The organism is Rickettsia massiliae MTU5 (genome assembly GCF_000016625.1).
In the GTDB taxonomy this organism is placed as follows: Bacteria; Pseudomonadota; Alphaproteobacteria; order Rickettsiales; family Rickettsiaceae; genus Rickettsia; species Rickettsia rickettsii.
In genome coordinates this window covers 760,908-773,603 of sequence record NC_009900.1, presented here as the reverse complement: position 1 = coordinate 773,603, position 12,696 = coordinate 760,908, and the positions used below count along the sequence as shown (strand labels likewise).

Here is a 12,696-nt window from a genome sequence, read left to right as displayed (position 1 = left end):
TTTAAAAGTTTCATATGCATTTGTTATTACTGTTATTACATTTATAAAGTCTAAAAGCTTTTTACAAAGCTTATCGTCTACTAATGACCTCATATTGATAGTCTTTTAATTACTTTTATAATAAAAATAGTTGTATATTTATATTATTTGTTCTTATTACAGCTGTAATTTTATAAGTTACAATTATATACCTAATAATCAGTTAATTTATATTCAGTTGTGGCTCATAAGGATTTATCACATTTAACAGAAGAACAAATCAAAGATTTAATAAAACGTTATTATAACTATGAGAAAATAGCTAATTTATTAGAAGAATTTAATGTTAACGTATCTCCCAATAGTTTAGTTAGTTTATTTCCGCTTGTTACGCATCATAAATTATTCTGTAAATACTGCCGAGATATAAATTTAGTTATATTAAGCTAAAGAGTAGAAATTATTATAGCTATGTTTATGGAGAAACGAGTTTTGCTCTATTGGGTCCTATGTGTAGGTAATCATAACAATAACTCTAGTTGTTTCATGTGATAATTGTAAGAAAGCTATAAAACAGCAACAACAACCTGAAGAAGAAGCAAAAAGACGTATTTTAATAGATACATTTTTGTATAAAAATATTAAAACTACGCCAATTAAAGAATTAACTCTAAAAGATGCTTTATATTTATTAAGTGTAGTAGAACATTTTGCTTCTGAAGACCTTGAATTTGTCAATGTCTTAGAAGATAATCAAGGTGATCATAAGCTTTTTAAGCAAGTAGAAAATATGGCTTTGCAGTGTGACTCTCTTGTTGTACCGGTAACACTACTTATTTCAGCAGAGGAAAATAATAAACGAATACAAAGGCCCGATAGAGTTTTGCGTTGTATTGAAGGAAACGCAGAGTTAATTAATATAATGCATCCTCATTTGTTAGAAATAGATGTTAGTGATCTAACGGCAAGTGCTTTAGCGGAGAAGATTGTAGAGCATACAAATAATATTGAGTAAATGAATAATATTTTAGATTACAAATCAGATTTAATTGAGAATCTGAAGCTAGAAATCAAGCAAACACGAATTCGTGCACATTTAAGCGTAAATAAAGAATTGATAAAACTATATTGAAATATTGGTTTTCAAATAATTAAACGTCAAAAGCTTGAGAAGTGGGGAGCAAAAGTTATAGAAAATATTTCTAAGGACTTATTAAAAGCATTTCCTGAAATGAAAAGATTATCTTATCAAAATATTTCTTATATGAGGCAATTTGCTGAAGAATATAACGATGAACAAATCCTCCAACAGCCTGTTGGAGAAATTCCCTGGGGATATCATATAGTCATTTTCTCAAAAGTTAAAAATCATACTGAAAGGCTTTGGTATGCACAAAAAACTATAGAAAACGGTTGATCATGTAACGTACTAACCTTGCAAATTAAAAGCAATTTATACGCAAGATCAGGAAAAGTATAAATAATTTTGGACATACTTTACCGGCAATGCAGTCTGATTTAGCAAAATCAATTATAAAAAATCCTTATAATTTAGAATTTCTAGATATTAAAGAAAATATTTTAGAACGAAAACTAGAAAATAAGCTAATAGATAATATTAAGGATTTTTTATTAGAACTCGGTCAAGATTTTGCATTTATAGGTAATCAATACCATATAGAATTAGAAGGAGAGGATTATTACTTAGATTTAGTTTTTTATCATGTTAAACTTAAATGCTATGTTGTTATTGAATTAAAAACAGGTAAATTTAAACCGGAATATGCAGAAAAACTAAATTTTTATTTAAATTTAGTAGATCATAAAATTAAAGACGAAACTGATAATCCTACAATTGGAGTAATTCTATGTGAAGCAAAACGAAATATTACAGTAGAATACGCTATAGAAAGCTTGCAAAAACCTATAGGAATAGCACAATTTAAATTAACCGAAGAATTCCTACGAAATTAAAAAGCTATTTACCTAGTCCAAAAGATTTAGCTAGGTTAAAGAAACGAAGAGGAAAAGGATAATTATGAGTAGTGTAAATATTAGTTTAGCAACTCCTGATAATATTACAAATATTTTACCTTTGATGGCTCAACTTGGCTATCCTTCTAGTTCAGAAGAATTAACAGCACGTTTTAAGAATTTTATAAATCGTGAGGGGTATGGTGTTGCTTTAGCTAGTTTAGATAATACAATAGTTGGATTTATTGCTTGGTCTAAATCGCTGCTTTTCGTCTCAGATAAAACTAGAATTCATATTGAAGTTTTAGTTATTGATGAGAATTATCGGGGAAAGCAAATAGGTAAAAAGCTTATGGAATATTTAGAAGAAATAGCAAAAAAATATAGCTCCGTAATCGTTGATCTTACTTCTGGTTATCGACGTGCTAAAGACAGTACGCATATATTTTATGAAGTGCTAGGTTATATCATAATTCCGGAGAAATGGCTAAATATATATTTAAGAAAAGAGTTATGAAGAATGAATCTGTAAAGAATATACGTTTAACCACTGCAACCGTTGCTGATTACCCTCTAATCCAAAATATGGCACGATTTTATATATATGATATATTGCGTTATTGTGGGTTTGAATCAGATGAGTATGATTGGACATTGCCACTAGATGGTTTATATGAAGCTGATGATTACAAAAAATATTTTATAGAAGCGGATAGGACAGCCTATTGAATTAAAGTAAATGGCGAAATAGCAGGTTTATATTGCTTAATAAGGTTGGAACGCATTATAAAATCGATTGGAATATGGGGCATTTTTTTATTATAGCAAGATTTCAAAATAAAGGAGTTGGTAGGCAAGTAGTTAAGCAAATTTGGCAAATGCATAAAGGATTATGGGAAGGAAAATAAACCGGCATTAATATTTTGGCGGAAAGTCATTAACGAATTTACCAAAGGTAATTATCTTGAAGAAGTTAAACTTGTTCAAATGAGTGATTATAAGGCCGAAAGAGTTATTTTTGAATTTGGTGCTAATATATTATGAATATAAATTTTACTACAACCTAATCTCTGCTTTTGCTAAATCTTTTAAAGTGCGTGATCCGGTGCATAGCATGGTAATTTTAAGCTGCTCGATTATCAATTGTATCTCTTCGGAAAGCAAGCTTTCAGAAGTATCTGCCGCTTTTAAAAATTGACCGGCAAGTCCAAAAATATTAGCTCCTATACGAATTGCTTTTGCACCGTCAATGCCGGATTTTAACCCGCCACTGGTAATAATCGGAATATCTTTTGAAACTGCCCGCACCATTTTTAGAGAATCTAAAGTCGGGATTCCCCAGTTAATAAAGCTACTAGCTATACGGTTTTGTAACGAATTTGTAGCACGATAAGCCTCGACTTGACTCCAAGATGTCCCACCGCTCCCTGCAATATCAAGAACCTTAACCCCTGCGTCAATAAGACTCTCAGCAACTTTTTTAGATAAACCGTATCCTACTTCCTTAACAATTACCGGAATAGAGAGGTAATTAACCACTTCTCTTATCTTAGGTAACAGCTTTTCCCAGTTTCTATTACCTTCCGGCTGAGTCAGTTCCTGTAACACGTTTAAGTGTAAAATTAAGGCATCGGCTTTAATAGCATCCACTAAATACTGACATTCTTTAGGTGTTACTCCGTAATTAAGCTGTACTGCACCGATATTGGCTAGTAAAGGGATATCGGGAGCTATATGCCTTACTGCAAATGTCGTGATTGTATCCGGTTCCGTTAACAAAACCCGCATAGAGCCAAGCCCCATAGCAATACCGGCTTTTTGAGCGACCTGTGCAAGTCTATAATTAATATCTCTAGCTCTAGTCGTGCCTCCGGTCATACTAGAAATTAGGATAGGTGCTTGTAAAGATTTTCCAAGGAAAGTAGTAGTTGTATTTATGCTATCGTAGTTAATTTCCGGTAATGCATTGTGAATAAATTGAATAGATTCAAAACCGCTTTTAAGCTTAGATTCAACGTTTTTCGTAAGATTAATGTCAATATGGTCTCGCTTTCTTTCTATATCTAAATTCTGATCTTTTAGCATTTTCTCACTAATTCTTTTTACACTTAATCTATATTAATATATCTAGGTTCTGTGAAGATTTCTAATTGATTTTTTATTTTGAAGTATTTTTTAGCGAAAATTAATAAGATTTTTGAAGGAATAGTTATTCATATTTCAAAAACATCTTATAATTTGCAGCAAAAAAAGAGTCATAATTATGATTATTCTATTAAATGTCCACAGAAGCTAAGCATTAAAGAAATAATCAAGTGCTGTAAGTTTTGAAGGTAAGTTTATTAATGGGTCTGAACGCTCAAAATCATAAGCATTGTAAATTTGGATGTATCCTATAGGAGTACGGTCTGCTTCTATAATGTAAGCGTGTATATTTTTAGGCTCATTATTTTCTAGCTTGTACCCTCTAACATAGCTTGAGTATTTTTGTGCGATCAATTCTAAACTCCATTCTATATCCTTATCCTACCATAGTTTTATATGTGGCATTTCTAGCCATTTTAAAAAAAGCAAAAAATGAGAAGTAGAAATTGGGGTAAAGCCTATGTTAATATATTTCTTATCATTAAATAACTTGTATTACCTTTAAATGCCCCGCTTTGAGTTGTATATTCTCCGACTTGTTTAAAGCCGGCTTTACTATAAACATGCATAGCTCGCGGATTATTTTCATCAGGATCAATAAAGAAAGTATCGCTTAGTGGATCAATATATTTGTGGTAAAATTTTATAAAAGCTGCTAAAGTAGAGCTAGCAAGTCCTGGGCCTAAGAAGTTTTTATTACCTATATCGAAATCAAGAGTTATTAGACAAATATTTTTGTTGAATATCAGATAAATTGTGGTCTTTTTCAAGGCTATCCGATAATATAAAACAAAACGGTTCATTATTTATAAAACCAATCCAATAATTAGTTGTCCCGTAAAAATAATGCTGTTTTCTGCCGGTAATAAAATTCAAAATGTCATTCTTATGTTCTTGACTATTGTCCCAAAATTCTTTTTTATATGAGGCTCTTCTAACCAACTAAAAATAAGTTCTTTATGAGTTAAATTAGCTTTTTCGAAATGTATATTCATATATAATCTATAATATGGATAAAATAATATAATTAGCATAATATATAAAGAGCAAGGGGAAATCTGGCTTGAAAAATTACCTGAAATTGTAGCAGAATTAGCTAGAGAATGGAACCTATCTAAGCTTAAACCTATAGATTAATTTATCTTTCAATTATATTCTATCAGGGTATCAAAATAATAAGCCTATTTTATATTGAAACTAAGTTGTGCTGCTAAAGACCTAACAAACGAAGCGGAAGCTTTAAAGGTTTTTTCAGGGTTTGATGCTGCAACTATTCTAGCCCAAAAAGATAATGCTTTATTACTTGAGAGAGCGGTATCCGGTATTTCCTTAAAAGAATATTAATAAAATTGCTATAGCTTGTTCTGTTATGAGCAAGCTGCACAGAGCATCTATACCAAAAATGCACCAATTCCCTAATAGCAAGGATCAGCTGAAAGCTTTGGATAAAGAATGGGATTTGCCTAAAACTTACTTACAAAAGGCAAGAAAATTGAGAGATAAACTTCTTCAAAATCCTGAACCTCAAATTTTACTTCACGGTGATTTACATCATGAGAATATATTACAAAATGATAAGCAATGGGTAGTCATTGACCATAAAGGAGTAATTGGATATCCTATAAATTACAAGAGGTTAGAAGCTGGTATTTTGTCCAGCTTATTTTAGCTATCTGTTGGAATCTTGAGGATGGAATAGAAAATGAGTTATTTTTCAAACTTGCTGATAAAGCATATAGCCTAGTGTAATTTAATGCCAATATAAATATCAACTATTGCATTATGTGGATCACTACTTCTTTCATCATATATTTCAAAGTCAGCTATGTAAGCTCTTTTCCCTCCTAACATTGCCGCATCCATATGCCATATTTTTTGCCACATATCCATAACATTTGCCACATATCCATAACAACTTTAGGCCTTTGATCAGGATCGGATGTAAATTTTGCATAAGTTTGTACAGGAATAGTAAGAGTTGAAAATTCTTTATCTATATTCTCAAAAGAAGTAACTTCTTCTCCAAGAAAGTAAGCATATTCCCCGGTAGCATCACTCTCATAATTTGTATAAACTGAAAAAACTTTGTTTGGAGTTTTTCTATTTAGGATTTTGTCTTGTAGCTTGTCTGCAAAAAATCGCTGCATTGTTATTCCTATTTTGCAGTATCAGCGTTCATTTCTGCAGCGTTTGAGGTGCGGGCTGTGATACCAATTAATTTAATTTCTGATAATTGTGTAATGACTTTATACATTTTATAGCCTCTTATTTAATTCACTAAGTAAGTTAAAACTAATCTAAAAAGGAATTATGATAAGATTGAATATTATCTAACTTTTTTTTGAACAGCAAAAAGTCCTTAGTTTATAATATGTTTACTGTGTGAAGTATTTATAAATTGAAATAGCAATAAGACATGGTGGAGCCAGGGGGAGTCGAACCCCCGACCTTTTGAATGCCATTCAAACACTCTACCAACTGAGCTATGACCCCAATATAGTCAATTGATTTGGACTCGCCTGCATCGTCACTCGTCGTTCTCCTATTAGTTAGGCTTAACTCCTCGCTCCTGGTGTGCAAATCCCACTGACTTGACTATAACAAATTAATTCTCTTATACTATAATAATAAAACTAAATCTATAACATTTAATCTTTATTTTGCTAACAATGCGATAACATCTCTAGAAGAAATTATATTATCTACTAATCCAAATTTTTTTGCTTCTTCCGGTGACATGAAATTATCACGTTCCATACTTTTTTCAATATGTTTTAACTCTTGTCCAGTATGTTTACTATACAATTCGTTAAGTAACCTTTTGATTTTTAGGGTTTCTTGAGCGTGGATTTCTATATCGGTAGCTTGCCCTTTATAACCTCCTGACGGTTGATGGATCATAATACGACTATGAGGTAAACTATAACGCATCCCTTGCTCGCCCCCGCATAGTAAAAGTGAACCCATAGAACAAGCTTGACCTATGCATAATGTAGCCACTTTAGGTTTTATATATTGCATTGTGTCATAAATCGCAAGACCTGCGGTTACAACTCCTCCGGGGGAATTGATATATATATATATATCTTTTTTAGGATTTTCTGCTTCAAGAAACAATAATTGTGCAACAATTAAGTTTGCCATATGATCTTCAACAGTACTACATACAAAGATTATACGTTCTTTTAGCAATCTTGAATATATATCATAAGCACGTTCACCGCGTGATGTTGGTTCAATTACTATCGGTACATACGACATTAATATTTTCTCCTGAAATTGATGAATTAAATAGTTTTTCATCATTACGAGGAGGTTATTTTAATAACCGACGTGGCAATCTCATGAAGTAGCATAGAACTCCTGAGATTGCTTCGTTGAAACTTACAGTTTCTCCTCGCAATGACTTATAGATTATTACTTCTTATCTTCTAAAGCATTAGCAAGTATATCTCCCATATTGGTAGTATTATCACTAGAACCATATTCTTTGAGAGCTTTTTGACGTTCTGCTATTTTATGAGCTTTTACCGATAATAAAATTCTACCGGTTGATTTCTCGATAGAAACAACTTTTGCTTCTATTTCTTCGTCTATGTGAAACATTTCAGGCTTCTGCTCGTCTTTTTTATCCGATAGTTCAGTTCTTTTAATAAAACCTGCTACTTTATTGTTTAATAATACTGCGAGTCCCTCATCTTTAACTTCGGTTATAAGGGCTTTAACTATTGTGCCTTTTTTATATTCATCACTGATTTCGTGATATGGATTCGGCGACAATTGTTTTATACCTAAACTAACTTGTTCTTTTTCAATATTAATGGCTAGAACTTTGCATTCTATTTCGTCACCTTTTTTGTATGATTTTAGTAGATCCGTTCCTTTATCTTCCCAGCTAATATCACCTTCATGAATCATGCCGTCCATATTATTACCGAGTGCAACAAAAATACCGAAATCCGTAATATTTCTAATCGGTGCTTTAATTATAGTACCGACAGGATTATTTTCAGCGAACTTTGTTAAAGGATTTTCTTGGCATTGTTTAATACTTAAAGAAACACGATGCTTTTCAGTATCGACCTCTAAAACTACGAATTCTACTTCTTGCCCTATAGTTAGTGTTTTTCTAGGATTTTGATTAGATTTTAACCAACTAATTTCGCTTGAATGAACAAGTCCCTCAAGCCCGTCTTTTAATTCTATAAATACGCCGTAATCAGCAAAATTTGTAACTTTACCGGTCATTTGTTTACCGACGGGGAATTCTTCTTTAATTGCTTCCCATGGGTTAGAATCAAGTTGTTTTATACCGAGTGATATTCTTTTGGTTTTTTCATCAAACTTAATAACCATTACTTTAACCTTTTGGTTAAATTCTAACACTTCTGAAGGATGGTTAACTCTTCCCCAAGAAATATCGGTTAAATGTAATAAACCGTCAACACTTCCAAGATCGATAAACGCACCGTAATCAGTAATATTTTTTACGGTTCCTTCTAATACCATGCCTTCTTTAATTTTAGATAGCATCTCATCTCTAGCTTCGGAACGTGATTCTTCTAAAATAGCTCTTCTTGAAACTACTATATTACCAAGCTTTTTATCCATACTTAAAATTTTAAACGGTTGCTTGATATTCATTATAGAAGTAGGATCTTTAATAGGTCTAACGTCAACTTGGCTTCCCGGTAAGAATGCTACTACACCGGATAAATCCACGGTAAAGCCTCCTTTTACACGACCGAAAATCGTACCGTCGACAAATTCGCCCTTGGAACACATGATTTCTAGTTGTCCCCATAATTCTTCTTTAACTGCTTTTTCACGGCTCAATATCGTTCTGCCGTTACGTCCTTCAATTTTCTCGATGAAAACTTCAACTACGTCCCCAACTTCAGGTAAAGCTAAAAATTCAGACTTAGGTATTCTACCTTCATTTTTTAATCCAACGTCAACAATAATCATATCGTTTTTTATTTCGATTACTTGACCTTTAACTACCGTTTTTTCTTTTATATGACTTGTGTCAACGGTTTCAAGCATTTTAGAGAAATCTTCTTCAAATTCGTGATTCATTGCTGCAAGTTGTGGAACAAATCGTTGTTTTAGTTTTATTGACATATTCTTCTCGTAATATTAGCTAAAGTGCCTAGGCTAATAAAATTTTTTTGAAAGGTTAATAAAATTAGATGCTCTTGCATGACTAAAAAAAGCCTTCTATGTCATGCAACAACGCCATAAAATCGAATAAAATAACCTAGCACTTTTTCAAGTTATTTTATTCTTTATATAATTTGTTACTTCTTCTACGACTTCCATAGCCGAAAGCTTTGAAGTATCGATAATTAAAGCATCTGAAGCCGGTAATAATGGTGCAGCTTTTCGCTCTTTATCTCTTTTATCTCGCAAAATTATTTGCCGTAAAATCTCATCGAGTATACATGTTTTTCCTTTTGCTTGCAACTGCTTATATCGTCTTTCAGCCCTAATTTGAGGATTTGCGGTTATAAAAATCTTTAAATCGGCGTCAGGTACAACAACGGTGCCTATATCCCTGCCCTCCATAATCATTCTAGGTGTTGTTTTTACTAGATTAATCAGGTGTTTGTTTAGATTATTTCTAATTTCACTTATTACGGCAATTTGCGATGCTATATTTCCTATATTCTCATTCTCTAAGTCAAAATTATTGTCGAGTTTTAATTCTTTAGATAAAGCAATTACCGCATCTATATCAGTGACATCTATTTTTTGACTAATACAGTCAAACGCAAGTTGTCTATAAACAATACTTGACTGAAAATATTTAAGAGAAAATTTCTTGGCCAGTATTAAACCGATAGTCCCTTTACCTGAAGCAGCAGGACCGTCAAGAGAAATAGTGAAATTTTGAGAAATATCAAAGGCTTTAGTTTTTAAATCCACCATAAAATTATAGACTAAATAATAAAATATTATAAATAATGGAAATAAAGCTTGAAATCTAGTACATTAATGAATTTTTGTAAAAAAACAAGGGTTAAAAACTACATATAGATTTAGTAGTACACCCTATGGGGTAATCAACAAATTAATTTTTTGATTTACAGCTTTAGCGTATTTTTGAAGGCTTAAGAAATTAGGAATATGATGTCCGCTTTCCATTCTTGCTATTTGAGCTTGAGAAGTAGACATTTTTTTAGCAACATCCGCCTGAGTCAGATGCAAGACGAGCCTTTATTAAAGTGCTTGCTATTTCAAATTCCATTTTTCGTTCTTCATAAGTTTTTTTTTCTTCAGGGTTTGATAATAACTCTTTTTTAAATTCATCAAAGTTTTTCATTAAAACCTTCCTTTAATCTTAAGTTTTAGCTATTGAAATAGCTGTTTTAGGAGTTTTTTCTGTTTTTTTAATAAATGTATGCAATATAACTATTTTTTATCAATATAATCTTTTTAACATATAACTTGAACTAATCAATTGACACTTATCTTAATTGTAAATATCATAAGGTCCATAATAGGTCCATAATTCGATAAAGCCAAAACTACATAAAGATTAAAAAAATTATAAGGGTGATTAGCTCAGTTGGTTAGAGCATTACGTTGACGTCGTAAAGGTAAGAGGTTCGAATCCTCTATCGCCCACCACCTTATCTCCAGGCTTTTCATAATCTGTTAATTTTAGCTTCATACTCCGTATGCTGCTTATATGCTCATCGCATTTTTAAAAATGGTGTTATTATCCCCTTGATTGCCTCTTCTAAACTGATGTTTAAGTTGAGGTCTTATGCACACTATATGCTGCTCACATTTCACTCCTGATTGTGTAATCCATAATGAGAGTGATAATAATCCCACTATCTTCTACAATTTTGTCGGTAATTTTATTCCACCTGAATGGAGTACTCTTTCCTCTCGTAATGGTAAAATTTTAAGTAAAACCTCAAGACAACTCCTATCTCTTATAGTCTTCCGCTTGCAAATCTACTATAACAACAGTATTGACGAACTTCAGGAAACCTATCATTTCTTTGAGGATTCTCTAGGAGTATGTCAAGAGCGTGTAAGACAATGCTTACTTGAATTAAAAAAGAGTGGCTTTATCGAATTTTATAAAGCAACAATAGTTAAATATGGCATTAAATGCCGTAATACTCCTTGTATTAAGCTGGCTAGAAATTTCCAACCATTTTCTCAGAAAATTACCCATGAACATGAAAAAAATTTTCCACCAACTCCAAAAAACTTTGGGGTCAAACCCAAAGAAATTTTGCCTCAACCCCAAAAAAGTTTGGACCAGTACATATATATAGATAATAATAAAAATATATCTAATAAATCTAGATCTAGGGAATCTATAATTTTTCAAAATGAAAAAAATGCATCTAATCACAATAACCAAGGTCAATTACAAGAACAACAACTTGAAACAAATTTACAATTTAAGGCAATAAGCTCAAGCAACGATCAACAACAAGCTGATAATACCAGTTCATCTAGTGCTAATATCACAACAGGTGCTACACGGATTAATACTGCATTACAAGCAGTTATTGATAACATTTCTAAAAAACATGACTCTACAGCATCAAATAGCAATAATGCAGCAATTAATGCCGTTAATCATAAGGGCTGGTTCAAAAGGAAAAAATTAACAGATTTTCATCCCTTAACCCAAGAAGAGGCTGATTTATTACAGATAAAATCAAATCGAGAATTTAATCTTACTTTTATTAACAAGCTCTTATTAAAACTAGCAGCACAATACCCAGAACACCATTTTGGTCATAAAAAAGTGTTTTTAAATTATATGGCTAAGGCTTTAGCTCATGAACTAAGAGAAACTACTCAAGCTAATTGTCAGCAGTTTCAGTTTAAATCTAGCGATGTGCATAAAGTTCAGGAGCAATATCTAGATAAAATAGAACGTAGCACTGATACCAGCAAACAAGCTCAGCTAAAACGTAAAATCGTCGGTGTTTTTGATCCTGATACAGCTTATGAATTACTAAGCTCCTGCTCATTTATTGGGGTAGTAGGTAATAGGTATCAAATAAAACTGCTTAAAACTATTATACTTTCAGAACATAGCAAAAATAAAATACTACAGCAAGTACGAATGATCTATGGCAGTAATATTGGGCAGTTACAAATCATACCATTTGCTGAGCTTGCAACTAATCAGCATAACACTGAAGATGCACAACAAAATTATCTATTGCAGCTTAGCAGACAATTAAATCCTGATTCAGTATGGTATAAAGTGAGGAAATTTCTTATTGAACGTTATAACCAATATATTGATTTTGGGGTATTAAGTAAATTAGTAGTGGTAGAGGAAGATATAGTCAACAAAAAGGTAATCCTTAAATCAACAACGGCTTTTAATGATTACTATGTTAGAAACCATTACATGCAAGATCTAAAGGAAGCTTTTGCAGCCCAAGGCTTTAATTTTGAATTGATAAAATTTAAAACTAACCAAAACCCTGATTCAGATAGAGAATAAAGAGCAAGTATTTAGTACAGATTAGTTATAGTAGTTTAATTCTTTAAATCTATTTCTTAGAGCCTGTCTTGAAAGTGGATTAATAATAAAAATAACACTCTAAT

At 31.9% G+C, this 12,696-nt stretch carries 17 protein-coding genes, 2 tRNA genes and 2 pseudogenes; 11 read left to right on the top strand and 10 right to left on the bottom strand.

Features of this window, described 5'->3' with window-relative positions; translation table 11 throughout:
• The first annotated feature begins 219 nt into the window (after positions 1-219).
• From RMA_RS04135 to RMA_RS10950, 7 genes and pseudogenes are all read left to right on the top strand, one after another.
• Entirely contained in the window at positions 220-429 is a 210-nt protein-coding gene (locus tag RMA_RS04135; RefSeq protein ID WP_041404729.1) for a hypothetical protein, read from the top strand.
• A gap of 340 nt (positions 430-769) precedes the next feature.
• Entirely contained in the window at positions 770-994 is a 225-nt protein-coding gene (locus RMA_RS11995; protein WP_041405006.1) for a hypothetical protein, read from the top strand.
• Between the two features lie 120 nt (positions 995-1,114).
• Positions 1,115-1,396: a DUF1016 N-terminal domain-containing protein gene (locus RMA_RS08450; RefSeq protein ID WP_337998657.1), complete on the top strand. Its 282-nt coding sequence runs from the start codon at positions 1,115-1,117 to the stop codon at positions 1,394-1,396.
• Positions 1,397-1,485: 89 nt separating this feature from the next.
• Complete coding sequence (locus tag RMA_RS04115; protein WP_041404727.1) at positions 1,486-1,953, top strand: PDDEXK nuclease domain-containing protein; 468 nt, start codon at positions 1,486-1,488, stop codon at positions 1,951-1,953.
• A 64-nt stretch (positions 1,954-2,017) separates the two neighbouring features.
• Positions 2,018-2,470: pseudogene (locus tag RMA_RS04110) on the top strand (GNAT family N-acetyltransferase).
• Positions 2,467-2,682, top strand: coding sequence for a hypothetical protein (locus RMA_RS04105; protein ID WP_041405005.1), 216 nt, complete (start codon positions 2,467-2,469; stop codon positions 2,680-2,682). The pseudogene RMA_RS04110 and the gene RMA_RS04105 overlap by 4 nt, the downstream one beginning before the upstream one ends.
• Positions 2,683-2,714: 32 nt before the next feature.
• Positions 2,715-2,861, top strand: a complete 147-nt coding sequence (locus RMA_RS10950) for an acetyltransferase (protein ID WP_238375387.1) — start codon at positions 2,715-2,717, stop codon at positions 2,859-2,861.
• 148 nt (positions 2,862-3,009) lie between these two features.
• Here the strand turns inward: RMA_RS10950 and fni are convergent, their stop codons facing one another.
• The 3 genes from fni to RMA_RS08445 form a co-directional block, all read right to left on the bottom strand.
• Positions 3,010-4,038: a type 2 isopentenyl-diphosphate Delta-isomerase gene (fni, locus tag RMA_RS04095; RefSeq protein ID WP_014408694.1), complete on the bottom strand. Its 1,029-nt coding sequence runs from the start codon at positions 4,036-4,038 to the stop codon at positions 3,010-3,012.
• Between the two features lie 207 nt (positions 4,039-4,245).
• Positions 4,246-4,452 (bottom strand): hypothetical protein, encoded by a 207-nt coding sequence (locus RMA_RS04090; protein WP_041404726.1) that lies wholly within the window; start codon positions 4,450-4,452, stop codon positions 4,246-4,248.
• A gap of 104 nt (positions 4,453-4,556) precedes the next feature.
• Entirely contained in the window at positions 4,557-4,868 is a 312-nt protein-coding gene (locus RMA_RS08445; RefSeq protein ID WP_014365759.1) for a GNAT family N-acetyltransferase, read from the bottom strand.
• 421 nt (positions 4,869-5,289) lie between these two features.
• Between RMA_RS08445 and RMA_RS10945 the strand changes: the two genes are divergently transcribed.
• A complete protein-coding gene (locus tag RMA_RS10945) occupies positions 5,290-5,442 on the top strand; it encodes a hypothetical protein (RefSeq protein WP_238375386.1) in 153 nt (50 codons plus the stop codon).
• A 25-nt stretch (positions 5,443-5,467) separates the two neighbouring features.
• Positions 5,468-5,767, top strand: coding sequence for an aminoglycoside phosphotransferase family protein (locus RMA_RS10940; RefSeq protein WP_238375385.1), 300 nt, complete (start codon positions 5,468-5,470; stop codon positions 5,765-5,767).
• A 175-nt stretch (positions 5,768-5,942) separates the two neighbouring features.
• Here RMA_RS10940 and RMA_RS10935 read toward each other — a convergent pair whose 3' ends face one another.
• The 7 genes and pseudogenes from RMA_RS10935 to RMA_RS12270 all read right to left on the bottom strand — a co-directional run bounded on the left by RMA_RS10935 (position 5,943) and on the right by RMA_RS12270 (position 10,510).
• Positions 5,943-6,245 carry a GyrI-like domain-containing protein gene (locus RMA_RS10935; protein ID WP_238375384.1) on the bottom strand — a complete coding sequence of 101 codons (303 nt, stop codon included), beginning with the start codon at positions 6,243-6,245 and terminating at the stop codon, positions 5,943-5,945.
• A gap of 270 nt (positions 6,246-6,515) precedes the next feature.
• Positions 6,516-6,591 (bottom strand) — tRNA-Ala (locus tag RMA_RS04065).
• A 162-nt stretch (positions 6,592-6,753) separates the two neighbouring features.
• Positions 6,754-7,359, bottom strand: coding sequence for an ATP-dependent Clp endopeptidase proteolytic subunit ClpP (gene clpP, locus RMA_RS04060; protein ID WP_041405004.1), 606 nt, complete (start codon positions 7,357-7,359; stop codon positions 6,754-6,756).
• 156 nt (positions 7,360-7,515) lie between these two features.
• Positions 7,516-9,222, bottom strand: a complete 1,707-nt coding sequence (locus RMA_RS04055; protein ID WP_012152875.1) for a 30S ribosomal protein S1 — start codon at positions 9,220-9,222, stop codon at positions 7,516-7,518.
• A gap of 147 nt (positions 9,223-9,369) precedes the next feature.
• Positions 9,370-10,029, bottom strand: a complete 660-nt coding sequence (cmk, locus tag RMA_RS04050) for a (d)CMP kinase (protein ID WP_041404725.1) — start codon at positions 10,027-10,029, stop codon at positions 9,370-9,372.
• A 123-nt stretch (positions 10,030-10,152) separates the two neighbouring features.
• Positions 10,153-10,423 (bottom strand): annotated as a pseudogene (locus RMA_RS11990) (helix-turn-helix transcriptional regulator).
• 18 nt (positions 10,424-10,441) lie between these two features.
• Entirely contained in the window at positions 10,442-10,510 is a 69-nt protein-coding gene (locus tag RMA_RS12270) for a type II toxin-antitoxin system RelE/ParE family toxin (protein WP_410176374.1), read from the bottom strand.
• A gap of 144 nt (positions 10,511-10,654) precedes the next feature.
• Between RMA_RS12270 and RMA_RS04040 the strand changes: the two genes are divergently transcribed.
• Both RMA_RS04040 and RMA_RS04035 read left to right on the top strand, forming a co-directional pair.
• A tRNA-Val gene (locus tag RMA_RS04040) sits at positions 10,655-10,731 on the top strand.
• 139 nt (positions 10,732-10,870) lie between these two features.
• Positions 10,871-12,592 (top strand): hypothetical protein, encoded by a 1,722-nt coding sequence (locus RMA_RS04035; protein ID WP_012152872.1) that lies wholly within the window; start codon positions 10,871-10,873, stop codon positions 12,590-12,592.
• Positions 12,593-12,696: the final 104 nt, after the last annotated feature.

Excerpts from the sequence above, each read along its gene's own strand:
- fni (WP_014408694.1), bottom strand. The coding sequence starts at position 4,038 with ATGCTAAAAGATCAGAATTTAGATATAGAAAGAAAGCGAGACCATATT.
- RMA_RS10940 (WP_238375385.1), top strand. The coding sequence starts at position 5,468 with ATGAGCAAGCTGCACAGAGCATCTATACCAAAAATGCACCAATTCCCT.
- RMA_RS04035 (WP_012152872.1), top strand. The coding sequence starts at position 10,871 with ATGCACACTATATGCTGCTCACATTTCACTCCTGATTGTGTAATCCAT.
- clpP (WP_041405004.1), bottom strand. The coding sequence starts at position 7,359 with ATGTCGTATGTACCGATAGTAATTGAACCAACATCACGCGGTGAACGT.
- RMA_RS11995 (WP_041405006.1), top strand. The coding sequence starts at position 770 with ATGGCTTTGCAGTGTGACTCTCTTGTTGTACCGGTAACACTACTTATT.
- RMA_RS04115 (WP_041404727.1), top strand. The coding sequence starts at position 1,486 with ATGCAGTCTGATTTAGCAAAATCAATTATAAAAAATCCTTATAATTTA.
- RMA_RS04055 (WP_012152875.1), bottom strand. The coding sequence starts at position 9,222 with ATGTCAATAAAACTAAAACAACGATTTGTTCCACAACTTGCAGCAATG.
- RMA_RS04105 (WP_041405005.1), top strand. The coding sequence starts at position 2,467 with ATGAAGAATGAATCTGTAAAGAATATACGTTTAACCACTGCAACCGTT.
- cmk (WP_041404725.1), bottom strand. The coding sequence starts at position 10,029 with ATGGTGGATTTAAAAACTAAAGCCTTTGATATTTCTCAAAATTTCACT.
- RMA_RS10935 (WP_238375384.1), bottom strand. The coding sequence starts at position 6,245 with ATGCAGCGATTTTTTGCAGACAAGCTACAAGACAAAATCCTAAATAGA.